Below are 25,563 nucleotides of genomic sequence, written 5' to 3'. Positions count from 1 at the left end.
TGGCGTCATTTCGGCGCACCAGCGGACCTGAACCCTCCCGCCATGTCTCCCGCCTTGGCGAAGGCCCCCTTCATCTCGGCGGCGGTCATGGCGACCGTGGTCCTCATATCCGTTACGCCACCACCCGCGGCAGCGACGATGAGGGCGGACGCGGCTCCCTCGAGAGGGCCTTCGGACACGATGAGGAAGTCGTATTCACCGAAGGTGAAGTAATAGTTGAGCAGCTTTCCGCCCGATTTCTCGAAGAGCTTGCTGACCATTTCGGTCCTGTCTTCCGGCTTTGCGAGCATTCCCTTCATGGCGTCGGGAGTAAAGCGTCCCTGCGTGATGAAAAGTGGCATGGTTTGCTCCTCTGTCGCATCGATGCCAATGTCGCACAGGGACGAGACCTTTCAATTGCTCATCGTCAGTACGGCTTTGGAACCTCATCCGACAGAAGACTAGATCAGCGGAGCCTTGAGGCCCTCAACCTCGAAGGTTTTCTGCACGGCCGGACGGGCGAGAACCCGCTCGGCGAGAGCGCCGAGATTGGGAAGCGTGCGCGGCGGACGCGGCATGCCACGACCCCACCGGATCAGCATGAGCAGGAAGAGATCGGCCGCCGAGAACCGGTCCCCGAGGAGCCATGTCCTGTCGCCGAGCTGCTCCGAAATGACATCGAACATGCGATTGAGACGCCGCTCCGCAGCATGCTTCACGTGGGGGGCCGCCGATTCGTCGTCCACATGTTCATAGGGATAGAACCAGGCCCTGTATTCCGCCTGCGGCGTGTTGGTGAGATGGACCATCCACTTGTAGAATTCGGCCCGCTCGCTGGTTCCGATGGCTGGGGCGAGACCCGCCTGCGGAAACTTGTCGACCAGATGCAGCGCAATCGCCGCCGTCTCGAACAGGACGAGGTCACCGTCGACCAGAACGGGAATGCGGCCATTGGGATTGAGCTTGAGATAGTCCGGGCTCCTCTGCGCATTCTGGTCCCGGTTCACGAGCCTCAACTCGAACTCGGCACCGACTTCCCGCAGCATCATGTGCGGGAGCAGGCTGGCATTGCCGGGAAAGTAATAGAGGGCGAGCATTGCGAATGCCTTCCGATGGCCGAGCTTAGCGTTATTCTGCTTATGATTGCGCCTCTCGGATGTAAAGATGCAACCTTTCCATCACCACCGCCTGCCCTATGGTTTCGTGTGCTGTCGTTGCCCTGCCCTGTGGAGAAGAAGCCTCAATGTCGGACCGAGTCCACGCCTTCACCGAGAAGTTCCTGGTCAAACCTGGAGATACCATCAAGCTCAAGGATTACGACCCGCGTGAAAAATCCCTCTTCGATGATGAAGAGGCGACGAAGGCGGAGACGGTAGAGATCGCCCGCGACATCGATGCGCTGCAGGACCGCCTCTATGCCGAGGGACAGCGCGCGCTTCTCGTGATTCTGCAGGGTACGGATACGGCGGGCAAAGACGGCACCATCCGCGGAGTCTTCAACGCCACCGGGCCGATCGGCGTGTCCGTGACGGCCTTCCGGCGCCCTACTGAGAACGAGTTGGCGCACGACTATCTCTGGCGCGCCCATCTCGCTGCCCCGAAACGCGGGATGATCGGCATCTTCAACCGCTCCCACTACGAGGACGTGCTGGTTGCGAAAGTGCGTGAGCTCACGACCAGGAAAGCCATCGAGCAACGTTACGATCAGATCAACGCCTTCGAGAGGATGCTGACGGAAAACGGCACGGTCGTCCTCAAGTTCATGCTTCACATCTCGAAGGAGGAGCAGAAGGAGCGCCTGCGGGAGCGCCTCGACGATCCCAAGAAGCACTGGAAGTTCAATCCCGGCGATCTCCAGGACCGCGAGAGGTGGGACGACTTTCAGGAGGCCTACGAGGCCATGCTGAACAACTGCTCCACCTCCTGGGCGCCCTGGTATGTGATCCCCGCCGATCGCAAATGGGTCCGCAACGCCATCATCGCCCGGATCGTCAAGGAAACCCTGGAAGATATCGACCCGAAATATCCCCAGCCGGCCTGGAAGCCGAGCGATTTCACCATCGTCTAGCAGGAGATTTCGGCAAGCTTGACCGGAGGGGCTTGCCGAGGAGCAGGTTGAGCGCGACAATATCCTTCATGAAAAGCATCCTCGTCCCCATCGAAGACCACGGTGTCGTCGAGCCCGTTCTCGAGACGGCCCTGCATCTCGGACAGATTTTCGACAGCTACATGGAAGGCCTGGCCATCACCCCCGATTACCCGGTGGTGCTGCCCGTGGATATCGCCATCGGCGTCCCCTCGCCCATCACCCCGGAGAACCGGGCGGAGATGGCGAAATCCTGTCGGGAGCGTTTCGAGGCGTTCATGATCAAGAAGCAGATCCAGCGCTCGTCATCGGTCCTTGCGGGGCTAAGCTATGGATGGCGGCAGGACGGGCTGATGGAGGACGCATTCCTCGGAGCCTACGGGCGGGTCTTCGACGTCACCGTCGTTGGCCGTCCCGACGGCATCGACGGCCATACGCGCCTCTCGACCGTGGAGGCCGCTCTCTTCGAAACCGGGCGGCCCGTGCTCATCGCGCCGCCGGTGGCCCCGGCGACGTTCGGCAACACGGTTGTCATCGCATGGAACCGCAGCACGGAAACGGCGCGGGCCGTCATGGGCGCCATGCCGCTCCTCGCAAGAGCGCGCCGCACCGTTGTGCTCGAACTGGAGGATTGGGGCGTTCCCGGCCCATCCGGCTCCGAACTGGTGCGGGCTTTGCGCATGCACAGCATCAACGCGGATGCCATCGTCGCGGTCGACCCGTCCAACCGGCCGGGCGAAGTCATTCTCGCCGAAGCAGGCGCGCTCGGCTGCGATCTGCTTGTGAAAGGGGCCTATACCCAAAGCCGCCTGAGGCAGATGTTCTTCGGTGGCGCCACAAGCCATATTCTCGGCAACACGACCATTCCCGTTCTGATGGCGCATTGACGGGAAAGGCGCCACCCTCTGTGCGAGGAGCCATGACCGCGAACTCAGCCATCATCCTTGAACTCGACGAACGCTTCCGCCGCCTCGCCATTTCCTCCGCCCGGCTCGAAAAACTCGCGGAGGGGTGCCGGTGGGCCGAGGGCCCGGCCTATTTTCCGGCCGGACGCTATCTCATCTGGAGCGACATCCCCAACGACCGGATGATGCGCTACGACGAGACCTCCGGTCATGTCAGCGTCTTCCGGCATCCGTCCGGGTATTCCAATGGCAACACGGTCGACCGTCAGGGGCGCCTCGTCACCTGCGAGCATGGCAACCGCCGCCTGACCCGCACGGAACATGACGGCAGCGTGACGGTGATCGCGAGCCACCACGATGGCAAACGCTTCAACAGTCCCAACGATCTGGTGGTGAAGTCGGACGGTTCGATCTGGTTTACCGACCCGACCTACGGGATCGATTCCGACTACGAGGGCCACAAGGCGGAGAGCGAAATCGGCGCCTCGCACGTGTACCGCGTCGACCCGCAAAGCGGCAGGACCAGCATCGTCGCCAACGACTTCATGCGGCCCAACGGCCTCGCCTTCTCGCTCGACGAGACCCGCCTTTACGTAGCGGATACCGGCGCGACGCATGCGGAGGACGGACCGCGGCATATCCGCGTCTTCGACGTCGACCCGGCCGGAGGACTGAAGAACGGGCGAATCTTTGCGACCTGTACCGAGGGACTTTTCGACGGGTTCCGGCTCGACGACGCCGGACGCATCTGGACCAGCGCAGGCGACGGGGTCCATTGCTACGATCCCGACGGCACCCTGATCGGCAAGATTCTTCTGCCGGAGGTCGTGGCGAACGTGGTCTTCGGCGGCCCCAAGCGCAATCGGCTGTATATCTGCGCTACCACCTCCCTTTACGCGATCATGCTTCGCGTGAATGGCGCCAAGACCTTCTGAACGACCCTCCGAGAGCCTGCCGTGTACGCGCCGGCGTCCGATGCAGGCCAGGCCCTTGTGAAGTTGCACCGGTTCGCTCATGAAGGCGGTCTGCAACGGCCGGCGGCGCCGCGCACGCGCGATCATGCCGACCGGAGCCTTCGTCGAGATACCGCGAATGCCACATTCTTTCCCCGGCCGGACCGATTCCGACCGTATCGGCTCCCACCGCCTTTCCGGCCACGGCCGATGAGCCGCCTTCCGTCACCCACGAAGGTCCGCTCGGGCGCCCTTTTCGGCATCGGCCTGATGCTGCTCGGCGTCTTCCTCTTCGCCATGAACGACGTCATGGGGAAATGGCTGGTCGCGACCTTTTCCGTCGGCCAGGTCCTCTTCCTGCGCAGTCTCGCGGCCCTCGCGGTGCTGCTGCCCCTCATGCGCCGGCAGAAGGTCCCCCTCCGGCTTCCGCCGCAGCCTGGCCTCCATCTCGTCCGCATCGTCTTCTCGACTCTCGAGGTCGCATGCTTCTACTGGGCCGTGACCTACCTGCCGCTCGCGGACGTCATGACCTACTACCTCGCGGGTCCCATCTATGTGGCGGCCTTTGCGGTATTTCTGCTCGGCGAGAGGCTCGATCCTCCCCGGATCGTCGCCATCGCCGTCGGCTTCGTCGGCGTTCTCATCGCGCTCCGCCCGTCGCCGGCCACCCTGTCCCTTCCCGCCCTGATTGCGCTATCGGGCAGCATCTTCTACTCCCTCCTCATGATCACGACCCGGAGGCTGCGGGAGACCCACGATGCCACCCTGGTCCTGGGCCAGATCCTCGGGGCACTCGTGTTCGGCTGCTTCGCCGTGCCTTTCTCCTGGGTCACGCCCAGCCCGCTCGAATTCGCGGCCCTGTTCCTTCTCGGCATCGTGTCCATGGGCGGACATGCCTGCGTCAACCGCTCGCTGAAGCTCGCACCGGCCTCCGTCGTCGCCCCCTACCAGTACACGCTGATCGTCTGGGCCATCGTGCTCGGCTATCTGTTCTTCGGCGATATCGTAGGTTCTTGGACGCTCGTCGGAGCCGCCATCATCTGCGGCGCGGGCCTCGTTCTCCTGGTCCTGGAACATCAAGCCGCTCGGCGCGGACGGGTCGAACGGAGGACGGAAGCGCCGATTCTGCCCGAAGCCTGACGTGGCCAATCGGGCGATCCCCAACTCCAGCCTGCGGCTCGTCCTCGTGTCCTGCTTGACATGGCCCGACGAGCCACCGTCAATGGTTGAAACCAAGAGGGGAAACGCATGCGCCTGACATTCAAACTCGCTGCCGCAACGGCAGGTTTGCTCCTGGCATCCTCCGCCATGGCGCAGGACATCAAAATTGCGCTCATCGCTGGAAAGACCGGACCGCTGGAAGCTTATGCCAAGCAGACGGAAGCGGGTTTCATGATGGGTCTCGAATACCTGACCAAGGGCTCGATGAGCTGGCAGGGCCGCAAGATCGACGTCATCGTCAAAGATGACCAGCTCAAGGCCGATCTATCCAAGACCCTGCTGGAACAGGCCTATAACGACGACAAGGTCGATCTCGCCATCGGCACGACCTCCTCTGCGGCGGCGCTCGCCATGCTCCCGGTCGCGGAAGAGAACGGCAAGATCCTGATCGTCGAGCCGGCTGTCGCCGATGCGATCACCGGCGAAAAATGGAACCGTTTCATCTTCCGTACGGCCCGCAATTCCACACAGGACGCCTATGGCGCCGCAGCCGCCGTACCTTCGACCGGCGACGTGACCATTGCCACCCTGGCGCAGGATTATGCCTTCGGTCGCGACGGCGTCGCGGCACTCAAGAGCGCGCTGGCCGCGATCCGCCCGAACGCCAAGGTCGTGTTCGAGGAATATGCACCGCAGAACGCCACTGATTTCACCGCCTCGGCCCAGCGTCTCTTCGATGCCCTGAAGGACAAGCCCGGCCGGAAGATCATCGAGATCATCTGGGCGGGCCAGCACCCGCTGCCGAAGATCGCCGACCTGAAGCCGGAGCGCTACGGCATCGAGATCGCACCAGGGGGCAACATCCTGCCGGCCATGCAGATCTACAAGAACTATCCCGGGATGGAAGGCGCGATCTATTACTACTACGCGTTTCCGAAGAACCCGATGAATGACTGGCTCGTGACCGAGCATCAGAAGCGCTACGGCGCGCCTCCGGACTTCTTCACCGCCGGTGGGTTCGCCGCCGCCTCCGCCGCCCTGACTGCCATCGAAAAGGCCGGCGGCACGGATACGGAAAAACTGATTAAGGCCATGGAAGGAATGACCTTCGAAACTCCGAAGGGACCCATGACTTTCCGCAAGGAGGATCATCAGGCGCTCCAGGTCATGTACCACTTCAAGGTTAAGGCGAGCGGCAAGGACCAGAACGACCTGCTCGACCTGGTCGATACGATTCCGGCCGACAAGCTGCCGATTCCGGTCCGTAACAAGCGCTGATCGTCCGTGTCTCCGACGATCCTGTCAGCACCCGCGCTCGAAACGCGCGGGCTCACCATTCGGTTCGGCGGCCATGTGGCGGTCAACGATGTCTCGTGCCGGTTCAGCGCCGGGACCCTGACCGCCATCGTCGGGCCGAATGGGGCAGGCAAGACCACCTATTTCAACCTCATCTCCGGCCAGCTGCGCGCCAGCGCCGGACAGGTGCGGGTGGACGGAGAGGACGTGACCGGCCTCTCGCCCTCGGCACGGGCGAAACGTGGGCTCGGCCGGGCCTTCCAGCTGACCAACCTGTTCCCGAACCTCAGTGCCCTGGAGAATGTGCGCCTCGCCGTGCAGAGCCGTGCGCATGCCGGATGGTCGCTCTTCTCCATGTGGAGCAGCCACCGGGACCTCATCGCGAAGGCGGAAACCATCCTCGAGCGCGTCCGTCTCGCCGACAAACGGCACGTGCCGCCGAGCGCCCTCTCCCACGGCGACCAGCGGAAGCTCGAGGTGGCGCTCCTGATGGCCATGGAGCCCAAGGTATTCATGTTCGACGAGCCGACCGCCGGCATGAGTGTCGACGAGGTGCCGACCGTTCTCGAGCTCATCCACGGCATCAAGGAGCGCGGTGACGCGACAGTGCTCCTCGTGGAGCACAAGATGGACGTGGTGCGATCCCTCGCCGACCGTATCGTCGTCCTCCATAACGGAACGCTCGTCGCCGACGGGGAGCCCGGAGCGGTGATCGCGTCCCCCGTGGTGCAGGAGGCCTATCTTGGCCTGGAGGCGTCCCATGGCTGACGCTCCCGCCGAACCGCTGCTCCGGCTCGAAGGAGTACACACCCATATTGGCCCGTACCACATTCTTCACGGCGTCTATTGCGAGGTCCCTGCGGGTGAACTGACCGTGCTGCTCGGCCGCAACGGTGCCGGCAAGACGACGACTCTGCGCACGATCATGGGCCTGTGGCACGCATCCGACGGCAGCATCCGCTTCGACGGCCGGGACATCACTGCTCTTCCCACGCCGGATATCGCGCGCTCGGGGATAGCCTACGTGCCCGAATCCATGGGCATCTTCACCGACCTCACCGTGCGCGAGAACATCGTTCTCGCCGCCCGGAACGGGCCCGTCGACAGTTCCCGCCTCGACTGGATGCTGGGGCTGTTTCCAGCACTCAGACGTTTCTGGAACCTGCCAGCGGGTTACCTCTCGGGTGGCCAGAAGCAGATGCTCGCCATCGCCCGCGCCATCGCCGAGCCACGGCGTCTCCTGCTCGTGGACGAGCCGACGAAAGGGCTCGCGCCCGTCATGGTCCGCAGCATGATCGAGGCATTCCGCGCTCTCAAGGCCGCAGGCGAGACCATCCTCCTCGTAGAGCAGAATTTCCACGCGGCCTCGCAACTCGGAGACAATGTGATCGTCATGGATGACGGGCTCATCGTGCATTCTGGCGCCATGGGGGATCTCGTGGCCGACAGAGCCTTGCAGCAGCGCCTCCTTGGCCTCAGCCTGGATGCCCATCAATGAGCGACATGGCCGCTGAAACCTCCGTCACCGCCGAACTCCCCCGCGCCAGGACCGACTGGCTGCCGCTGGTGCTCGTCCCTCTGCTCGCATTGGCCGCCCTGCCTCTGGTCGGTGATATGTCGTCCTGGGTGACGCTGACCGTCGCAGGCCTCGCCATGGGAATGATGATCTTCCTGATGGCCTCAGGTCTGACCCTCGTCTTCGGCCTCATGGACATCATCAATTTCGGCCACGGAGTGTTCATTTCGCTTGGCGCATACGCGACTCTCATCGTCCTCGGCCCGCTGGCCGGCTGGGCCAGCGCCGATTCCGTGGCTCTCAATCTCGCCCTGCTTCTCCTGTGCATCGGCGTCGCCATGGGCCTGACCGCGATTGTCGGCGCGGTATTCGAGCGCGTGATCGTGCGCCCGGTTTATGGCAGCCATCTCAAGCAGATCCTGGTCACCATGGGTGGGCTCATCGTGACCGAGCAGGCGATCCATGCGATCTGGGGGGCATCGCCGATCCCCATCCCGTTGCCCGAGACGCTCCGCGGCGCCTTTGTGATCGGCGACATTGTCATGGAGCGCTACCGTGTCGTCGCGGTCGGCATCGGGCTCTTCGTCTTTCTGGCGATGCAGCTCCTTCTCAACCGCACCCGCATCGGCCTTCTGATCCGCGCCGGTGTCGAAAATCCGGAAATGGTCGAGGCCCTCGGCTACCGAATCCGCCGCCTTTTCGTGACCGTGTTCATCGCCGGCTCCGCGCTTGCCGGGCTCGGGGGAGTCATGTGGGCCTTCTATCGGCAAACCCTGACTGCGGGTATGGGCATGGAAGTGATGGTGCTGGTCTTCATCGTCATCATTGTCGGCGGGCTCGGATCGGTCGGCGGCTGCTTCATCGGGTCGATCCTCGTCGCATTGGTTGCCAACTATGTCGGCTTCCTCGCTCCCAAGCTGGCGCTCATCTCCAATATCCTGGTGATGGCCCTGGTGCTGGTCTGGCGCCCGCAGGGCCTGTTTCCGGTGGCACGCCGATGAGCAGCATCTCCCACCCTCAAGCCGCCTTGGACGACGTCCGCATGCGCCGCGGTCCCCTTGCCTGGCTGCTGTCCCGGGATACTCCGCGCTCCTGGGCGTTGTCCCTGATCCTGACAGGGATCGTCGCCTGCCTTCTGGCGGCTCCCTTTCTGTTCCCGGGAAGCCAGCCCCTGAGCACAGCGGCGAAGATCTGTGTCTTCATTCTCCTGGTCGCGAGCTACGATCTGCTTCTGGGATATACGGGGATCGTCTCCTTCGCCCATACGATGTTCTTCGGGATTGGCGGCTACGGGATCGCCATCGCTCTCGAGAGGCTCGGCCCATCCTGGGAATCGGTGATGATCGGCGTCGCGCTGGCGCTGGCCCTCTCCGCCGTCCTCGCCGCCGTCATCGGCCTCCTGTCGCTGCGTGTCCGGGCGATCTTCTTCTCGATGATTACCCTCGCGGTTGCCTCCGCCGCCGCGGTTCTGGCCTCCCAGATGTCGACGATCACCGGAGGCGAGGACGGGCTGTCGTTCCAGCTTCCGGCGGAACTTCGCCCCGCCTTCCGCCCCTTTGCCGAACCTGTTTTCGGAATCACCGTAAACGGACGCATCCTGGCGTACTACCTCATCGTGGTCGTGACGGCTTTCGTCTTCCTCCTGCTCCTGCGTATCGTGAACTCGCCTTTCGGGCGCGTGCTGCAGGCAATCCGCGAGAACGAGTTCCGGGCCGAAGCCTTGGGCTATCGCGTCGTAGCCTATCGGACCGCTGCGTCGGTCATCTCGGCCCTGGCCGCCACGATCGCCGGAGCGCTGATCGCACTCTGGCTGCGCTACAACGGTCCCGACACGACCCTCTCCTTCTCGATCATGATCGACATCCTGCTGATGGTCGTGATCGGAGGCATGGGCACCCTCTATGGCGCCATCATCGGCGCGACCCTGTTCGTGCTCGCCCAGAGCTACCTCCAGGTCCTGATGGGCATAGGTAGCGCTGCCCTGGCGGGCATCCCTGTCCTGCCGGACTTGATTCATCCCGACCGCTGGCTCCTGTGGCTCGGAGTGCTCTTCATCCTGAGTGTTTATGCCTTTCCGGGTGGAATCGTCGGGCATCTGCGCCGAGGACGCAGTTCCTAGCGCGACGCACGGTGCCGGAGGTCCGCGTCAGCGAAACGAGGGGGATCCTGGAGTGGAATCCACCTTCGGCTCGATGCTCTGCGAGCTTGGCTGAACAAAGCCGGCACAGGATCGTTTTATCCGTGTGCTTGGAGGGTTGCAGCGATGAGCCGGGCCTTTGTACGGGAGAGCGATGGCGGAGAGGCTTTCGAGGATCTGCCCGATCGCGCTCTCAGCCATCACCAGAACCTCGTCACGCCGAGCGGGCTGGCGCAGATCGACGCCATGATCGAGGACTTGCGCGGGCGCCTCGCACGGGCGCAGGAATCGGAGGACAAAGGCGAAGTCGCACGAGTGTCCCGCGACCTGCGCTACTGGTCTCATCGCAAGTCCACGGCGGAACTGGTCCCGGTGCCGACTGACATGTCCCATGTCCGCTTCGGGTCGCGGGTCACCTTCGAGCGCGAGGATGGACGGGTCAAGACCTACCGCATCGTCGGTGAGGACGAAGCCGATCCGGCCCAGGGCAGCATCTCCTATGTCTCCCCCCTGGCGCAGGCGCTGCTGGGCAAACAGGTTGGCGACACGATCGCCGTGGCGCAGACGGAGGCGGAGATCACCCGGATCGAGTAGGCGGTCAGACCGCGTTTGAAGCCTTTGGACCGTCGGGCTCGCCGGTCTCCTTCAGCGGAACCACGTTCGAAGTCCCCATCGATTCGTCCGCACCATCGGCATTGATGGCAACCAGGGCCGAGTCCCTTAGCCTGAGATCGATGTCCTGCTGGATGGCCAGGAAATCCTCCCATCGCGCGGTCATGATGAGGGCATGGATCTCCGCCTTCGGCTTCTCCTCGTGCACGTCACGCAGGCGGACCTCGACGGATTTGGCCTCGATCTTCGGATGCCCGGCCACGAGGGCGGTGATCTTCTCCACCTCCTGGCGGATGGCCGTGCTGTCGGTCGACTGCAGGCTGACGGTCCTGACATACGGCATGCGGTCCCGGTTCGTCAGGTTGATGATGTTCATGTTGACGAAGGTCGCGTTCGGGATCGTGATCAGCGAGCGGTCGAGGCCACGGATGCGTGTCGAGCGGATGCCGATCTCCTGAACGCGCCCCTCCAGATTGCCGAAGCGGCAGAGATCCCCCACCCGCACCGGCCTGTCGGCATACAAGATCAGGCCGCCGATGAAGTTTTCCAAAGTCGGTTTGGCAGCGAGCGCGACCGCAAGACCGCCGACACCGAGACCCGCAAGGAGGCCGGCGAGCGGGATGCCGAGATAGGACGCCCCATAAATCAGGAGGGCCAGCGCAACGGCGATCCCGCCGATCCGCACGGCGGCGCGGGCAAGATGGGCATCGATGCTCTCTGAACGGGAGAATGACAGTTGCGTGGCAAGTCCGTTGGAGAATTTCAACACGGCCCAGATGAGCGACAGATAGGCAAGGCCCTGCGCGACCTCGCTGACGACGTCGTTGACCCGGCCGGTCAGGTTGATCTGATAGTCGGTGGCGTAGACGAGGAAGAGGCAGGCGACCGCCATCGTTGCCGGGACCAGCAGGGTCGCCATCAGCGACGTGAGCGTTCCGCTGCTCCGACTGACCTTTCGGACAAGACGACGCACGGCGAGAACGGACCATGTCGCGAGCCCGACAAGCAGAAAAAACCCGATCCATTGCCAGATCGCCTGGCCTTCGATGTCGATTCGGAAGAACGGCGGCAAGCTTTCGATCAGGCTGTACCATTTCGGCGGGAGAAGATGACCCGGCGACTGGCTGAAGAAATCGTAGAAGTCGGCAGTCGCACCGCTCGTATCGGGCTGATCGCGAACCAATCGGTAGAAATCGTTCAACTGCTGCACGGTTTCGCGGGAAAAAAGGTATTCCCCAGCGCGGGGCCCATCTGCGACGCGAGCAATCCGGATTTCGGTCCCCGGAATGTTCCAGCCTGAAATCGGGCTCTTTCCAGCCTCGCCGTTGCCAGGAACGGCATTCGCATCCGGCAGGGGCACCCGGTCCAGGACCTCCTTGAGCAACAACGTCGCCTCAAGACGCCTATGTTCGAGTTCTACGGGAGGGATATCCCGGAGATCAAGCGCCCGGGCTGCGCGCGCCAGCAAGGACTCGGCCTCCTTGACCTTGTCCTTGACGCTCTTGCTCCAGAACAGGCCCGGCTCTGAAGCGTTTTCCCGGTAGGCATCCATCAGAAGGCTGGTCGCGCGCCGGGCATTGTTGCGGAAATCTTCCAGGGTTGCTCGAGGACTGGAGGTTTCCGCTGGCGCAAGCAGCCGAAGGTCTCCGAGCGCCGGCGGTGTCGCCAAGAACTGGACGGCGACGAATATGACGGAGAGCAGGAGGCAGATCAGCGGAACCGCTGCCTCCCGAAATCGCGATCTTCGGGACATTCTCTCTCGTCTTTCCGATATTGGGCTCTAGGTGACTCTTGATAGAGCATACTAGCTCCCCCGACGTCATCATTCCATCCACCTGGGACCGCCGGCACCTTATCCCCGGCAGTTGATAGGTATTGAATCTGATCAGCTCCCCGAAAAATCATCCCGTCAAACGGAGTAAAGAACCACCACGATCCGATAGACTGACAGCAACTAATGTATCAGATGAAGTAACAATGCCCTCCTATTTACGATTCCGGCAATTTACCGCAATATAACGGCTCAGCCTGTCCAACCCCGACATCAGGAATATCGCCCCAGCCCCATCTCAGCAATTCTCCAGACCGCAATTCTACGGCCGATGGGCAACGCGAAGCGGCAGGCTCGTCGGCTCAGCCAGGAGCAGACGCCATGAACGATCAAGAGGTCGAAATCGTTGCCGCGGAACTCGCCAAGATCGGCGGGACATCCTGGTATCCGGGGCGCGAGAAGGGTCCCATATTGCGGGTCATTACGGAGCGGTATCGTGATCGGGCCCGGGCAGCGATCGCCGCACTCGACAGGCACCGAGCCGACAAGAGCAACACGCAGCAGCCGGACGCTCCTGGAACGGATGGGCCCTCATGGACCCCCTTCTTCGCCGCGACCGGGCGTATCCGGAAGGGCGCAACGGTCGTGTACAGGCCCCCGGGAGACCGGCGGACCTATCCATGCACCATTGAAAAGATCACCGACGATTTTGTTTATCTCGTACCGCAGGTGAAGGATCCGGTCGGCTGGATTCCCGCAGCGGATATCTGGACAAACCCAAATTTCCTTAACGACCTTCAGAGCGAAGAAAGGGAGGGCGACGAGAAACCTCGCCAGCCCTGAACGGCCGCCCCCTTTTCGCCCGAAGAGCTTCAAGAAGCGCCGTGATCAGCGCTTTTTGGGTGTCGAAGCGCGATCGGACTTGATCGACGTCTCGACCTTGTCGAGCTTGTCCTCGAGCTTATCGAGCTTCGTCAGGATCTGAAACAGCAGATCCGGGACGACGCGGGCATACTCGACATTCTCCCGGGATGCCTTGGCTGTCGCCTGGGCCGCCTCGATCAGTTCCCGGATTTCGGCCCGGGTGACAGGGGCGTTTTCGTCGGTTCGGACACCTGTCGACTGGGCGGAAGCCTGAGTGACGGCACCCAGCATGAGAGCTGCGGCAAGGGCGGCGCGGCGCATAGCCATTCTCCTGGAAACATCTTGGTCTATCTCAAGCAATCGTTCCGTAAGGTAAAGTTTTTCCTAAAAGAATGAAGATGAGGCACTGCAAAGAGCCGATGAGCCGTAGATAACTGGTATGGAGCCAGGTCGATGGCGCAAATCCCGCGCCGGACCGGCTTGTCGCCAACACATGGCGCCGCCCGGAAGTGCTCATCGTGGACGACCCCGCAAAAAGCGGTCGTCGGCCGCATCCTGATTGCCCCAGCTCCGGATGGCCACAGCATACGGAATCCGTGCGCCGGACCGGACGGGGGCGATTGATCTGAATCAATGTGCCCTTCCACCTCGATCCCTAAAGGGTGAAGCAGAAGGCGAAGCTCTGTGCTCGCCTCCCTTCAGAACGGTCGAGGCCATGGCTCATACGGCAACATCTCCCAAGGGAATGACCTTTGGCGAAGCAGGCTCTGCGCTTGCCTTCGCTGTCCTGTCCTTCCTGAGCATTATCATCGCAGCGAAAGCCTACACGCCGGAATACGCATTCCACGCCTATCTTTTTGCTGCGGCGGCGGGCGCTGCCGCCTTCAAGATCATTGACCGCTACTACGAGCGGCCCGCGGAGGCGCCACCGCTCACGATCAACGGCAAACCCAACTACAATATGGGTCCTGTGAAGTTCGCCACGATTGCTGGGGTGTTCTGGGGAATCGCCGGGTTTACCATCGGGCTTCTGATTGCGTTGCAGCTGGCCTTCCCGGCTCTCAATTTCGACACCGCCTGGCTCTCCTTCGGGCGGATGCGGCCCCTGCATACGTCCGCGGTGATTTTCGCTTTCGGCGGCAACATCCTGATCGGAACATCCTTCTACGTCGTGCAGCGCACCTGCCGCGCGCGCCTCGCGGGTGACATCGCTCCGTGGTTCGTGGTGCTGGGATACAACTTCTTCATCGTCATCGCCGGAACCGGCTACCTGCTCGGGATCACGCAGAGCAAGGAATATGCCGAGCCCGAATGGTACGCTGACCTGTGGCTGACGGTGGTGTGGGTCACCTACTTCCTGGTTTTCCTCGGCACGATCATGCGCCGCAAGGAACCGCACATCTACGTCGCAAACTGGTTCTATATCGCCTTCATCCTGACGATCGCCGTCCTCCATCTCGGCAACAACGCGGCGATCCCGGTCTCGCTGTTCTCGCCCAAGAGCTACATCGTATGGTCGGGCGTTCAGGATGCGATGGTCCAGTGGTGGTACGGGCACAATGCCGTCGGCTTCTTCCTCACTGCCGGCTTCCTCGCCATCATGTACTACTTCATCCCGAAGCGGGCTGAGCGGCCGGTCTATTCCTATCGGCTCTCGATCATCCACTTCTGGGCCCTGATCTTCATCTACATCTGGGCAGGTCCGCACCACCTCCACTACACCGCCCTTCCCGACTGGGCGCAGACACTCGGCATGGTGTTCTCGATCATCTTGTGGATGCCCTCCTGGGGCGGCATGATCAACGGCCTCATGACCCTGTCCGGCGCATGGGACAAGCTCCGCACCGATCCGGTGCTGCGCATGATGGTGGTGTCGGTCGCGTTCTACGGCATGTCGACCTTCGAAGGACCGCTGATGTCGGTGAAGGCGGTGAATTCCCTCTCGCACTATACCGACTGGACCATTGGGCACGTCCATTCCGGCGCGCTCGGCTGGGTGGCCTATGTCTCGTTCGGCGCGATCTACTGCCTCGTGCCGTGGCTCTGGAAGAAGGAGCGCCTCTACTCCATGAAGGCCGTGTCGTGGCACTTCTGGATCTCGACGCTCGGCATCGTCCTTTACATCTCGTCGATGTGGGTTGCAGGCATTCTTCAGGGCCTCATGTGGCGCGCCTATACCAGCCTCGGCTTCCTTGAATACTCGTTCATCGAGGTCGTGGAGGCGATGCAACCCTTCTATGTCATCCGTGCGCTCGGCGGTGCCCTCTTCGTTGCCGGCAGCCTGATCATGGCGTGGAACGTCTGGAAGACCATCACCGTCGGGAAGGCAGTCGCGGAAGCACCGCACGCCTCCCAACCGGTCCTGGTCGCAGCGGAATAAAGGAACCGATCATGTCCCTTTGGGCTCGTCACAAAATCTTCGAGACCAACTCGATCATTCTTGTCATCGGCGTATTGATCGTCATCGCCATCGGCGGTCTCGTCGAGATCGTCCCGCTCTTCTACCTCAAGAGCACCATCGAGAAGGTGGAGGGCGTCAGGCCCTACACCCCGCTCGAACTCGCCGGCCGCAACATCTATGTCCGCGAGGGCTGCTACAACTGCCACAGCCAGATGGTCCGTCCCTTGCGCGACGAGGTGGAGCGTTATGGCCATTACTCCCTTGCGGCGGAAAGCATGTACGACCGTCCCTTCCAGTGGGGATCGAAGCGCACCGGTCCCGACCTCGCCCGTGTCGGCAACAAGTATTCCGACGATTGGCACCGGGACCACCTGCTGAATCCCCGTGCCGTCGTGCCGGGCTCGATCATGCCCTCCTACCCCTGGCTGGCGCAGAACGAACTCGATGCCGAAAATGTGGCGGAAGACATGAAGGTGCAGGCACTGCTCGGCGTTCCCTACACGCCGGAGATGATCGCGAAGGCGACCAGCGACGTCCGTACGCAGGCGACGACCGATGCACCGAATGCGGACGATCTCGTCAAACGCTATCCGGGAGCACAGGTGCGCAACTTCGATGTCACCCAGCAGAAGGTTACGGAAGCGGATGCGCTGATCGCCTATCTCCAGATGCTCGGCACGCAGGTCGACTTCAAGCTCTACGACAACAAGGCCAACGTGCGCTGAGGACGAAACATCATGCCAGCGACCTATAAATTTCTTGCCGAATTCGCCCAGACCTGGGGGCTCGCCTACTTCGTCGCGGTCTTCGCGGTGGTGCTGATCTATGCCCTCGCCCCTTCGCGGAAAGACCGCTTCGATGCGGCCGCCCGTATGCCTCTCCAGGAGGATTGATCCATGGCCCACGAAACACAGGGACCCGTCGATTCCGTCACCGGAATCACGACGACGGGACATAGCTGGGACGATATCCAGGAACTCAACACGCCGCTTCCGCGCTGGTGGCTGTGGACCTTCTACGCCACCATCGTGTGGGCCATCGCCTATTGCATCGCCTACCCGGCCTGGCCACTCGTTTCGTCGTACACCAAGGGCGCTCTCGGATGGCAGTCGCGGGATGCGATCGAGGTCGATCTTGCGTCTCTCAAGAACCAGCGTGCCGGAATGAATGCGAAGCTGGCCGAGACACCGCTCGAGCAGGTTTCTGCCAACCCGGAACTTTTCGCTTTCGCCCGCGCCCAGGGCAAGGCAGCCTTCGGCGACAACTGCGCGCCCTGCCATGGTGCTGGCGGTGCCGGCGCCGTGGGCTATCCCAACCTGAATGACGACGACTGGCTCTGGGGCGGAACCCTGGCCCAGGTGGAGCAGACGATCCAGTTCGGTGCCCGCTCCACGAGCGACCAGGGCCACCAGGGCTCCATGCCGGCCTTCGGACGCGACGGCATGCTCAAGCGCCAGGAGATCTCGCAGGTGGCCGATTTCGTGCGGTCCCTGTCTGGCCTTCCGGTTGACCAGGGTGCGGATCTCACGGCGGGAGCCAAGATCTTCGCCGACAATTGCGCCGCGTGTCATGGCGACAAGGGACAGGGCAGCCAGGAACTCGGCGCTCCGAATCTCTCCGACAAGATCTGGCTGTTCGGCTCGGCCAAGGCCACCATCGTGGAAGGGCTGACCAATGGCCGCGGAGGTGTCATGCCGGCATGGCATGGACGGCTCGACGACACCACCATCAAGGCCCTGACCCTCTACGTCCACTCCCTTGGTGGCGGCCGGCCGCAATAAAGAGGGTTGCTGTCGATTGTGGCAGGCCGGCGGACATCCGCCGGCCTGTTTCTTTGACCGAAATCAAAGCGACCCGCCCGATGCGAGCCTATGAAGGGTGCGATTTCAAATGACCACCTGCGGCGGATTTCATGGCTGACGCTCCCCTTGCCGGACACATCACTCCCAAGACGCCGGATCAGGCCGACGAGCAGCCGCTTTATGCCCCGCGCAAGAAGATCTATCCGCAAGCGGTCAAGGGGCGCTTCCGGGCTATCAAGTGGGTGGTCCTCCTCGTCACTCTCGGCATCTACTACTTCCTCCCCTTCATCCGCTGGGACAGGGGACCGAACGCTCCGAGCCAGGCCATTCTGGTCGATCTGCCGAACCGGCGATTCTATTTCTTCTTCATCGAGATCTGGCCGCAGGAGGTCTATTATCTCACCGGCCTGCTAATCCTTGCGGCCCTGACTCTGTTTCTCATGAACGCGGTCGCCGGTCGCCTCTGGTGCGGCTATCTCTGTCCCCAGACGGTCTGGACCGACCTGTTCTACGCGGTCGAGCGGCTGATCGAAGGCGAGCGCCGCGACCGGGCGAAGCGTGAGAAGGAGAAGGCCAGGCTCGAAATCGTCACTCTGAAAATCCTGAAACATTCGATCTGGTTGCTGATCGCCTGGTGGACCGGCGGCGCCTGGGTGCTCTATTTCGCCGATGCGCCGACCCTCGTCGGTCAGTTGCTCACGTTCCAGGCTCCCGCCATCGCCTATATCTGGATCGGCATCCTGACCTTTACGACCTATACGCTCGCAGGATTCATGCGCGAGCAGGTCTGCACCTACATGTGCCCATGGCCGCGAATCCAGGCCGCGCTGACCGACGAATATGCCCTCAACGTCACCTATCGCTACGACCGCGGCGAGCCTCGTGGCTCGATGAAGAAGAACGATGTCCTCAAGCGCCAGGGCATGCCTGCCGGCGATTGCATCGACTGCGACCAGTGCGTCGCCGTCTGCCCAACCGGGGTCGATATCCGCGAGGGTCTTCAGCTCGATTGTATCCAATGCGGCCTGTGCATCGACGCCTGCAACACGGTCATGGCGAAGATTGGTCGCCCGGCAAATCTCATTGCCTATGACACCGACATGAATGTCCAGGCGCGGATCGAAGGTCGGCCCGAGGTGCGTCGCATCGTCCGCCCGCGAACGATCCTCTATGCCGGCCTCATCATCCTGGTAGGGGCCATCATGGCGGTGGCTCTCGCGACGCGCCATACCATCGACCTCAGCGTCATGCACGACCGGAATCCGCTCTTCGTACGCCTCTCAGACGGCTCGATCCGCAACGCCTTCACGATCCGAATCGCCAACAAGAACCTCGAGGAGCGCCGCTATGCTCTCGGCGTCGATGGCGTGCCGGGTGCGAAGCTCGACATCGTCGGCGGCCAGATCGACCAGCAGAACCGTCCTGTCGTGGTCGTCGGGCCGGACCAGACGCTCGAGGCCCGCATTCTCGTGACGGCAGGCGATGAGATGCGCCCATCGTCGATGAATCTCCACTTCACCCTGACCGACATCGCGAGCGGCGAAACGGCCCGCGCCAGCGACCACTTCATGGCGCCTTGAGAAGGATCCGGCATGCCCATGGCAAAAGCTCATCGCTCCCCCCGCCCGCTGACCGGACGCATGGTTCTGCTCTATCTCGTCGGCTTCTTCGCCGTCGTTTTCGCCGTGAACATCGTGATGGCACGCGTTGCAGTGTCGAGCTTCAGCGGAGTCGAGACGGAGAGTTCCTACAAGGCCGGGCTCGCCTTCAAGAACGATGTCGCCGCCGCCCAGGCGCAGGATGCCCGCCACTGGAAGGTCGATGCCCAGCTGCAGCCGGGAGCGGAAACCACCCGCATCACGATCACGGCCCGCGACGGCGGGGCCCGCGAACTCGCTGGCCTGGTCCCGGAGATTCGCCTCGCACACCCGACGGACCGCCGTCGTGACGTTCTGCTCGATGCAGTCGAGGTCGCAACGGGACGCTTTCAGACCGAGACGCCCTTGCGCCACGGGCAGTGGGATCTGATGATCACGTTCAGGCGCGACACCGACACGGTCTTCCGGTCGAAGAGCCGCATCAGCCTTTGAGGGATGGCCTCATGGCCGAGACACTCGATCTTTCCGTTTATGTGAAGCGCCAGGACGACGGCACGTTCCATCTCGACCTTGCCATCGAGGGGATCGATTGCGCCGCGTGCATCAACGAGATCGAGGGCGGCCTTCAGCACCTGCCCGGGCTTCTTGAGGCCCGCCTCAACTACACCACTCACCGGCTTGCCCTGCACTGGCAGGGTGCGCTCGACCCTGCCCTGTGCGTGGAAGAGTTGCGGCGGCTCGGCTACCGCGCCCACCCCTTCCAGGCCCGCGCCGTGGAGGAGGACGAAGCACGCCGCGCGCAATGGCTCCTCAAGTGTCTTGCGGTCGCAGGGTTCGCGTCGATGAACATCATGCTGCTTGCCGTCTCGGTATGGTCGGGCAATGTCAGCGACATCTCGCCGGAAACGCGCGATTTCTTTCACTGGCTTGCCGCACTCATTTCCCTGCCCGCCGTCGCCTATGCCGGACAGCCGTTCTTCCGCAGCGCCATCAACGCCCTCAGGAGCGGACGCACAAACATGGATGTCCCGATCACCATCGGGATCCTGCTGGCGCTCATCATGTCGGTGATCGAAACGATCAACCACGCGGAGCACACCTATTTTGACTCCGTGGTCATGCTGCTTTTCTTTCTGCTCTGCGGGCGCTATCTCGACCAGTCCATGCGGCGCAGGACGCGGGCTGTCGCGGGAAATCTCGCCTCGCTCAAGGCCGAGGTCGCTCACCGGCTCGACGGCGCAGGGGAATCGACGCTTGTTCCCACAGCCGCGCTGGCTCCGGACGACCGGGTGCTCGTCCGCACGGGCGAGCGCATCCCCGTCGATGGAATCGTGCTCTCCGGATCATCCGAGGTCGACGAAAGCCTCGTGACGGGCGAAACGGCACTGCGCGCCCTGCGCGAGGGCGACGTGGTCTATGCGGGCAGCCTGAACCATGCGGGATCGTTGACCCTGCGCGTAACCGCGGCCGGGCGCGGGACTCTCCTCGACGAGGTCGAGCGCCTGCTCGACAATGCTTCGGCGGCCAAATCCCGATACCGGCAGCTTGCCGACCGGGTCGCACGGGCCTATGCACCCGTGGTGCATGTCGCCGCCGCGCTCACCGCCGTCCTCTGGATCGCGGGCGGTTCCTCAGTGCACGACGCGGTGATTACAGCCGTTGCCGTTCTCATCATCACCTGCCCCTGCGCGCTTGCCCTCGCCATTCCGGTGGTGCAGGTCGTTGCTTCGGGAGCGCTGTTCAAATCGAACGTACTGCTCAATTCCGGGGATGCCCTGGAGCGTCTTGCGACGGTGGATACCATCGTTTTCGACAAGACCGGCACCCTCACCTTGCCGGAGATGCAGATCGCCAATACGACCGTCATCCGCCCAGACCTCCTCGAAGCCGCCGCCCGCCTCGCCCTGTCCAGCCATCATCCGCTCGCGATGGCCGCCGCACGGGAAGCCAGGAATCCCCGCCCGTTCGAGAATGCGGTCGAGGAGCCGGGACAAGGCGTCCGCGTCACTGTCGATGGAACCGAGATCCGCCTGGGAAGTCCGGCCTTCTGCGGTGCGGAGGATTTGGCATCGGCTATGGCGGGAGACGATGCACAAGCTTCCATGATCGCCTTTGCCCATGGCCGCGAACGCGCGCTTCTCCTCGTCCGCCAAGCACTGCGCCCGGATGCGGCCAGGACAGTGAAGTCTCTGCGGGCGCTTGGCCTCGAATGCCGCATCCTGTCGGGTGACCGGCCTGAAGCCGTGGGGCCTGTCGCGGAGGCGCTCGGCATTTCGGACTGGCGCGCCGGCGCCAAGCCGGCGGACAAGATCGCCGAGCTGAAGAGGCTCAAGGCCCAGGGCCGCAAAATCCTCATGGTCGGAGACGGCCTCAATGACGCGCCGGCCCTGGCTGCGGCCGACATTTCGATCTCGCCGATCACCGCCGCGGACCTGACACAGGCTCACGCGGATGCGGTCTTTCTCGGCGACAGGCTGGCTCCGGTGCTCGACGCGGTGACAATTTCGCGGCGGGCGCATGCCCTCATGCGGCAGAACCTCATGCTTGCCCTGATCTACAACCTGTTCGCAGTTCCGCTCGCTTTTCTCGGCTATGTCACGCCCCTCATCGCGGCGCTCGCCATGTCCGGCTCGTCGAGCCTCGTCACGCTCAACGCATTGCGGGCAAGCAGGCAAACTTCCACACGGGGCGCGGACGACGTTTCCGAGACGGTACCGGCTGTCCCAGCCTTGCAAGGAGCTTGAGTAATGGACGTACTGCTCTTTCTTGTGCCTATGGCGCTGATGCTCGGCCTGTGCGGACTTGGAGCCTTCCTGTGGTCGCTTAGAAACGGCCAGTACGACGACGTCCAGGGCGCTGCCCTGCGCGTCCTCAATGACGACGACATGACACCATGACCGCATCACCGGGCCTCCCGCGCGCAGGGCAACTCGATTGTGTCTGCGCCATCGCTCCCTCCGATGAGGCCACCGATGGCCGCGGAACGATTTTTCTTGCCGCAGCATTTTCGCTGTCGGTGCTGTCGCAGGTGCTCATCATCGGCATCCTGCCGCTCGCAGGCCTGTCTCTCGCACCGAGTCGTGCCTGGGGCGCGCTGCCCTATACAGCCTTTTATGCCGGAGCAGCCGTCGCAGGACTGCCAGCCTCGCTGCTTCTTGATACGCTCGGCCGGCGCGCCGCTTTCTCGCTCGGTGCCAGTCTCGGAACGGCCGGCGGCCTCGTGCTTGTCTGGTCTCTCACCCAGTGGCATTTCGGCGGTCTCGTGCTCGGCTCGTTCTGGCTTGGTGTCGCCGGTGGATTCAGCCTGTTCTATCGACACGCGGCGGCAGGTTTCGGCGGCAAGGGCACAACTGCCCTGCTTCTCGTCTTCGGCGCAGCCTCGCTCGCCGGCCTCGTGGCGCCGACGATTGCGAACGTTGCCGAAACGCTTGCGTCCCCGCGCACCTTCGTCGGGATGGGAGCCGCGGCAGCCATCGCCCATATCGGGGCCCTCGGCGCGACGGCAGCCCTGCCCTATCGACGTCCGCGCACTGTCCTGGATGAGTCAGTCGAGACCAAGCCTTGGCGAGCGATCCTTCTTCCGACGCTGATCGGCGCCGCCGCTTGGTTTCTGATGACGGCCTTGATGGGCGCGACCCCCATCGCCATGGTGGGATGCGGATTGTCCGGCGCCGTGTCCGGCGTCGTCGCGTGGCATGTGATCGCCATGTATGCGCCGTCATTAGGTCTCGCCGCGCTCCCGGCGGCATTCCGACCCGCATGGATTGTCGCCGGGGGTTGCCTGGCGCTTGCCGGCGCGATCCTTTCCTTTGCGCTCTCGGGCAGCGCCACCATGTTCTCGATCTCCGCAGGTCTTCTCGGAATCGGCTGGTCGCTCGTGACCCTGGGGGCCACCTTGTGGATCTACCAGGATGGTCAGCCCTCGCGCTGGGCACTAGGGTTCCACGACGGGGGCCTGCTGGCGGGCGCTCTTCTGGGAGCGCTCGCGACGACCGTTATCGCCTGACAGGCAGGCCGCGTCAGCCTGCCTGTACCCCGGGCAGACCATCGAGGCACACGAAGCTTGCGATGCGGGAAACAGGCGAGGCGCGCACCTTCTCGTCGGCGACAGCCTCGAAGCCGACCTCGCAGTGTTCCTTCGTCATGGACACGACGGCGAAACCTCGCTTGTCGCCGCGGGCATATCTGATGTGCGGGTTCTTGGCGCGGACAGTCGCGATGCCTTTGGCGCTGGGCCCTTCCGATGTGATCGACGTACCACAGAACTCCGTGGCGAGAATCTCGGCCCTTTCGTCCCTGAAATCGCGCTTGAGATCTGCCGCGAAGAAGGCATGGACATCGCCTCCGATCACGACCGGATTCGGCGTCCTGTGGGTGGCGATGCCGTCGAGGAGACGGCGGCGGCCAGCGGCATAGCCGTCCCATCCATCCATCCAGTAGCCATGCCCATCGCCGGGATCGAGGTCGCGCTCGGCCATCAGCGTCTGCTGTGCGACAACGGTCCAATGTGCCGTCGTCTCCGCAAGGGCGCGGTCGACCCACTCCTCCTGGACAATGCCCAACATGGTACGGTCCTCGGCGGCTCGGTCGGGACAATCGACGCGTGGCGATGCGCTGCGTCCGGGCAGACACGCGTGATGGGAGCGATACTGCCGATCGTCGAGCAGGATGATGTTCGCCATGTCGCCGAACCGGTACTGATCGTATATCACCGCCTGGGGACCACGGGGCCGGGCGGAGTCGGGCAGCGGCATGTGCTCGTAATATGCCTGATAGGCCGCGGCACGGACCTTGAGGAACTGATCGCGGTCGCTCATCGCGGGCGAGCGGTCATCCGTGTAATCGTTAGCGACCTCGTGATCGTCCCAGATCGAGAGCCAGGGAAACGCCGCGTGCGCGGCCTGCAAATCGGGATCCATCTTGTAGAGGGCGTAACGCTCGCGAAACTCGGGCAAGGTCGTCGGAATGCCCCCCGTATGCTTGCGCACATGTCGGGATCCCCAGGACGATTCGTATATGTAGTCCCCGAGATGGGCGATGAAATCCAGATCGCGGCTGGCCAATTCGGCATAGGCCGAGAAGAAACCCTGCTCGTACTGCTGGCAGGAGGCATAGGCGAAGCGGAGATCTGTCCAGGTGCCGGGCGCCGCAGCCGTGCGCGTCCGGCCGACCGGGCTCACCGCCAGCCCCACCCGGAACCGATACCAGTACCACCGGCCCGGCCGAAGCCCTGCAACGGTGACATGGACAGCATGAGCGGAGGCCGGCTCAGCCAGTGCCCTGCCCTTGCGAACGATCTGGCGGAAACGGTCGTCTTCGGCGACCTGCCAATCTACCTCAACCGTGTGTTCCGGCATGCCGCCCCCCTCGAGCGGCTTCGGCGCGAGCCGGGTCCAGATGACGACACTTTCAGGTCGCGGAGATCCCGATGCAACGCCGAGCGCGAACGGATCATCCGGGATCCGCGGTGCAGCCTGGAGGATGCCGAAGGGACGTAACCCGGAGATGCCACCGAGAGACGCGAGAAGAAAACGCCGTCGCGGCAGGGCGAGTCCGCTCATGGATTCAGCCCGGCCAGGTACTTAAAACGGCCGCTGTCGTGATAAAGACAACGGCGACGGCTGCTCCCAACGCTGCCCGCGCATTCAGCGCACCCACGCGATTGAGGTAGGCCTCGACCTCCACGACGCTGGCCGTCACCTCGCCAGCATGCGTGGACCCGGGGGGGAGCCCGAAGGTCATCCGGCTCGATGCCCACCAATAATAGGCAGAGAACAGACCCGCGATATGGGAAACCCCTGCCAGATAAAGCGGGAGCCACGTCGTCATATGCAACCTACCTTCCGGTCCCCATCGCATGACTGTCCTGGCGGCCGCCAGCCCTGTCTGCTTGTCCGATGCTTATTGGAACAGCCGACTTCCAGCTCAATCACTTGTCCGCGTGACAGCGAGTGGGATCTTGCCCCATGACGGACCATGTCGCGTCAGCTCCCTTCCCGCGGAGTTCGTATCGTCCATCCCCATAGCGAAAACCCGAGCCGGACACCTGCTGAGGCAATACCAGCGAAGAGGCATCGGGCAATGTCACCACGGCCCGGCCTTCAGGAAACTGGACGTTGAGGTCAGCGCCGCTTTCACAGCGAAAATGCGCGGTGGGAACCTTGGGTGCGGAGAGCGAAACACAGCCTGTCAACATGGCAGCGCTCGCGGCGGCGATGATCAATCGAAGCATCTGTAAATATCCTGTCCGTGAGAATCACGGATGTCGCGTCCTGTGGATTCTCGGACAGGATCGGAATGATCGCTCTGCTGCCGCAGAAGCTCTCCGTTCCAGCATTCATGCCTCGCTTCCATTCGCAAAGGGAATAGTATCCACACCCACGGACACGTGCAAGACGGACCTGCCGCCGCCTTCTATCGCTCGGCCGTCACTCGTCATGACGGGCTAAAACCTTTACCGGTGAACGGGTAAGCTAGACAGT

27 protein-coding genes are annotated in these 25,563 nt (G+C 63.0%); 20 read left to right on the top strand and 7 right to left on the bottom strand.

The genetic code is table 11. The annotated features are described in order from the left end of the window. Positions 1 to 5: 5 nt before the first annotated feature. The gene (locus AC522E_RS05435; protein WP_500749364.1) at positions 6 to 341 is read right to left on the bottom strand and encodes a GYD domain-containing protein; all 336 of its coding nucleotides are present in this window, start codon (positions 339 to 341) and stop codon (positions 6 to 8) included. A gap of 99 nt (positions 342 to 440) precedes the next feature. Next, on the bottom strand, positions 441 to 1,076 hold the full coding sequence (locus AC522E_RS05430) for a glutathione S-transferase family protein (protein ID WP_500749363.1): 636 nt from the start codon (positions 1,074 to 1,076) through the stop codon (positions 441 to 443). Positions 1,077 to 1,222: 146 nt separating this feature from the next. Here AC522E_RS05430 and AC522E_RS05425 point away from each other — a divergent pair, with 146 nt between their 5' ends. The 10 genes from AC522E_RS05425 (at position 1,223) to greA (ending at position 10,627) form a co-directional block, all read left to right on the top strand. Next, positions 1,223 to 2,047 (top strand): polyphosphate kinase 2 family protein, encoded by an 825-nt coding sequence (locus AC522E_RS05425; RefSeq protein WP_500749362.1) that lies wholly within the window; start codon positions 1,223 to 1,225, stop codon positions 2,045 to 2,047. A gap of 68 nt (positions 2,048 to 2,115) precedes the next feature. Next, a complete protein-coding gene (locus AC522E_RS05420) occupies positions 2,116 to 2,952 on the top strand; it encodes a universal stress protein (RefSeq protein WP_500749361.1) in 837 nt (278 codons plus the stop codon). Between the two features lie 32 nt (positions 2,953 to 2,984). After that, on the top strand, positions 2,985 to 3,905 hold the full coding sequence (locus AC522E_RS05415; RefSeq protein ID WP_500749360.1) for an SMP-30/gluconolactonase/LRE family protein: 921 nt from the start codon (positions 2,985 to 2,987) through the stop codon (positions 3,903 to 3,905). A 228-nt stretch (positions 3,906 to 4,133) separates the two neighbouring features. Continuing rightward, positions 4,134 to 5,063 carry a DMT family transporter gene (locus AC522E_RS05410; RefSeq protein WP_500749359.1) on the top strand — a complete coding sequence of 310 codons (930 nt, stop codon included), beginning with the start codon at positions 4,134 to 4,136 and terminating at the stop codon, positions 5,061 to 5,063. A 108-nt stretch (positions 5,064 to 5,171) separates the two neighbouring features. Next, a complete protein-coding gene (locus AC522E_RS05405; RefSeq protein ID WP_500749358.1) occupies positions 5,172 to 6,362 on the top strand; it encodes a substrate-binding domain-containing protein in 1,191 nt (396 codons plus the stop codon). A 6-nt stretch (positions 6,363 to 6,368) separates the two neighbouring features. Continuing rightward, positions 6,369 to 7,148 (top strand): ABC transporter ATP-binding protein, encoded by a 780-nt coding sequence (locus tag AC522E_RS05400; RefSeq protein WP_500749357.1) that lies wholly within the window; start codon positions 6,369 to 6,371, stop codon positions 7,146 to 7,148. Next, the gene (locus tag AC522E_RS05395) at positions 7,141 to 7,878 is read left to right on the top strand and encodes an ABC transporter ATP-binding protein (RefSeq protein WP_500749356.1); all 738 of its coding nucleotides are present in this window, start codon (positions 7,141 to 7,143) and stop codon (positions 7,876 to 7,878) included. The genes AC522E_RS05400 and AC522E_RS05395 overlap by 8 nt, the downstream gene beginning before the upstream one ends. Next, a complete protein-coding gene (locus AC522E_RS05390) occupies positions 7,875 to 8,897 on the top strand; it encodes a branched-chain amino acid ABC transporter permease (protein ID WP_500749355.1) in 1,023 nt (340 codons plus the stop codon). The genes AC522E_RS05395 and AC522E_RS05390 overlap by 4 nt, the downstream gene beginning before the upstream one ends. Positions 8,898 to 8,938: 41 nt before the next feature. After that, positions 8,939 to 10,015: a branched-chain amino acid ABC transporter permease gene (locus AC522E_RS05385; protein WP_500749354.1), complete on the top strand. Its 1,077-nt coding sequence runs from the start codon at positions 8,939 to 8,941 to the stop codon at positions 10,013 to 10,015. A gap of 144 nt (positions 10,016 to 10,159) precedes the next feature. Then, a complete protein-coding gene (greA, locus tag AC522E_RS05380; protein WP_500749353.1) occupies positions 10,160 to 10,627 on the top strand; it encodes a transcription elongation factor GreA in 468 nt (155 codons plus the stop codon). Between the two features lie 4 nt (positions 10,628 to 10,631). Here greA and AC522E_RS05375 read toward each other — a convergent pair whose 3' ends face one another. Beyond that, positions 10,632 to 12,398 (bottom strand): mechanosensitive ion channel family protein, encoded by a 1,767-nt coding sequence (locus AC522E_RS05375; protein ID WP_500749352.1) that lies wholly within the window; start codon positions 12,396 to 12,398, stop codon positions 10,632 to 10,634. Positions 12,399 to 12,797: 399 nt separating this feature from the next. Here AC522E_RS05375 and AC522E_RS05370 point away from each other — a divergent pair, with 399 nt between their 5' ends. Further along, the gene (locus tag AC522E_RS05370; protein ID WP_500749351.1) at positions 12,798 to 13,259 is read left to right on the top strand and encodes a hypothetical protein; all 462 of its coding nucleotides are present in this window, start codon (positions 12,798 to 12,800) and stop codon (positions 13,257 to 13,259) included. A 45-nt stretch (positions 13,260 to 13,304) separates the two neighbouring features. Here AC522E_RS05370 and AC522E_RS05365 read toward each other — a convergent pair whose 3' ends face one another. Further along, positions 13,305 to 13,601 carry a hypothetical protein gene (locus tag AC522E_RS05365; protein ID WP_500749350.1) on the bottom strand — a complete coding sequence of 99 codons (297 nt, stop codon included), beginning with the start codon at positions 13,599 to 13,601 and terminating at the stop codon, positions 13,305 to 13,307. 424 nt (positions 13,602 to 14,025) lie between these two features. Between AC522E_RS05365 and ccoN the strand changes: the two genes are divergently transcribed. The 9 genes from ccoN to AC522E_RS05320 all read left to right on the top strand — a co-directional run bounded on the left by ccoN (position 14,026) and on the right by AC522E_RS05320 (position 23,087). Beyond that, positions 14,026 to 15,660, top strand: coding sequence for a cytochrome-c oxidase, cbb3-type subunit I (ccoN, locus tag AC522E_RS05360; protein ID WP_500750596.1), 1,635 nt, complete (start codon positions 14,026 to 14,028; stop codon positions 15,658 to 15,660). An 11-nt stretch (positions 15,661 to 15,671) separates the two neighbouring features. Beyond that, positions 15,672 to 16,406 carry a cytochrome-c oxidase, cbb3-type subunit II gene (gene ccoO, locus AC522E_RS05355; RefSeq protein ID WP_500749349.1) on the top strand — a complete coding sequence of 245 codons (735 nt, stop codon included), beginning with the start codon at positions 15,672 to 15,674 and terminating at the stop codon, positions 16,404 to 16,406. Between the two features lie 12 nt (positions 16,407 to 16,418). Then, the gene (locus AC522E_RS05350; protein ID WP_500749348.1) at positions 16,419 to 16,574 is read left to right on the top strand and encodes a cbb3-type cytochrome c oxidase subunit 3; all 156 of its coding nucleotides are present in this window, start codon (positions 16,419 to 16,421) and stop codon (positions 16,572 to 16,574) included. Between the two features lie 3 nt (positions 16,575 to 16,577). Continuing rightward, positions 16,578 to 17,462, top strand: coding sequence for a cytochrome-c oxidase, cbb3-type subunit III (gene ccoP, locus AC522E_RS05345; RefSeq protein ID WP_500749347.1), 885 nt, complete (start codon positions 16,578 to 16,580; stop codon positions 17,460 to 17,462). 131 nt (positions 17,463 to 17,593) lie between these two features. After that, positions 17,594 to 19,063, top strand: coding sequence for a cytochrome c oxidase accessory protein CcoG (ccoG, locus tag AC522E_RS05340; protein ID WP_500749346.1), 1,470 nt, complete (start codon positions 17,594 to 17,596; stop codon positions 19,061 to 19,063). An 18-nt stretch (positions 19,064 to 19,081) separates the two neighbouring features. Beyond that, entirely contained in the window at positions 19,082 to 19,573 is a 492-nt protein-coding gene (locus AC522E_RS05335) for a FixH family protein (RefSeq protein WP_500749345.1), read from the top strand. An 11-nt stretch (positions 19,574 to 19,584) separates the two neighbouring features. Beyond that, on the top strand, positions 19,585 to 21,825 hold the full coding sequence (locus AC522E_RS05330) for a heavy metal translocating P-type ATPase (RefSeq protein WP_500749344.1): 2,241 nt from the start codon (positions 19,585 to 19,587) through the stop codon (positions 21,823 to 21,825). Between the two features lie 3 nt (positions 21,826 to 21,828). Beyond that, on the top strand, positions 21,829 to 21,978 hold the full coding sequence (gene ccoS, locus AC522E_RS05325) for a cbb3-type cytochrome oxidase assembly protein CcoS (RefSeq protein ID WP_500749343.1): 150 nt from the start codon (positions 21,829 to 21,831) through the stop codon (positions 21,976 to 21,978). After that, positions 21,975 to 23,087, top strand: coding sequence for an MFS transporter (locus AC522E_RS05320; RefSeq protein ID WP_500749342.1), 1,113 nt, complete (start codon positions 21,975 to 21,977; stop codon positions 23,085 to 23,087). The genes ccoS and AC522E_RS05320 overlap by 4 nt, the downstream gene beginning before the upstream one ends. Positions 23,088 to 23,100: 13 nt before the next feature. Here the strand turns inward: AC522E_RS05320 and AC522E_RS05315 are convergent, their stop codons facing one another. From AC522E_RS05315 to AC522E_RS05305, 3 genes are all read right to left on the bottom strand, one after another. Further along, positions 23,101 to 24,642 (bottom strand): alkaline phosphatase D family protein, encoded by a 1,542-nt coding sequence (locus AC522E_RS05315; protein WP_500749341.1) that lies wholly within the window; start codon positions 24,640 to 24,642, stop codon positions 23,101 to 23,103. Between the two features lie 4 nt (positions 24,643 to 24,646). Next, entirely contained in the window at positions 24,647 to 24,910 is a 264-nt protein-coding gene (locus AC522E_RS05310; RefSeq protein WP_500749340.1) for a hypothetical protein, read from the bottom strand. A 100-nt stretch (positions 24,911 to 25,010) separates the two neighbouring features. Then, the gene (locus AC522E_RS05305) at positions 25,011 to 25,313 is read right to left on the bottom strand and encodes an MliC family protein (RefSeq protein WP_500749339.1); all 303 of its coding nucleotides are present in this window, start codon (positions 25,311 to 25,313) and stop codon (positions 25,011 to 25,013) included. Positions 25,314 to 25,563: the final 250 nt, after the last annotated feature.

It is taken from the genome of Microvirga sp. BF8 (assembly GCF_059888585.1).
This window is presented reverse-complemented; position numbering and strand designations above follow the sequence as displayed.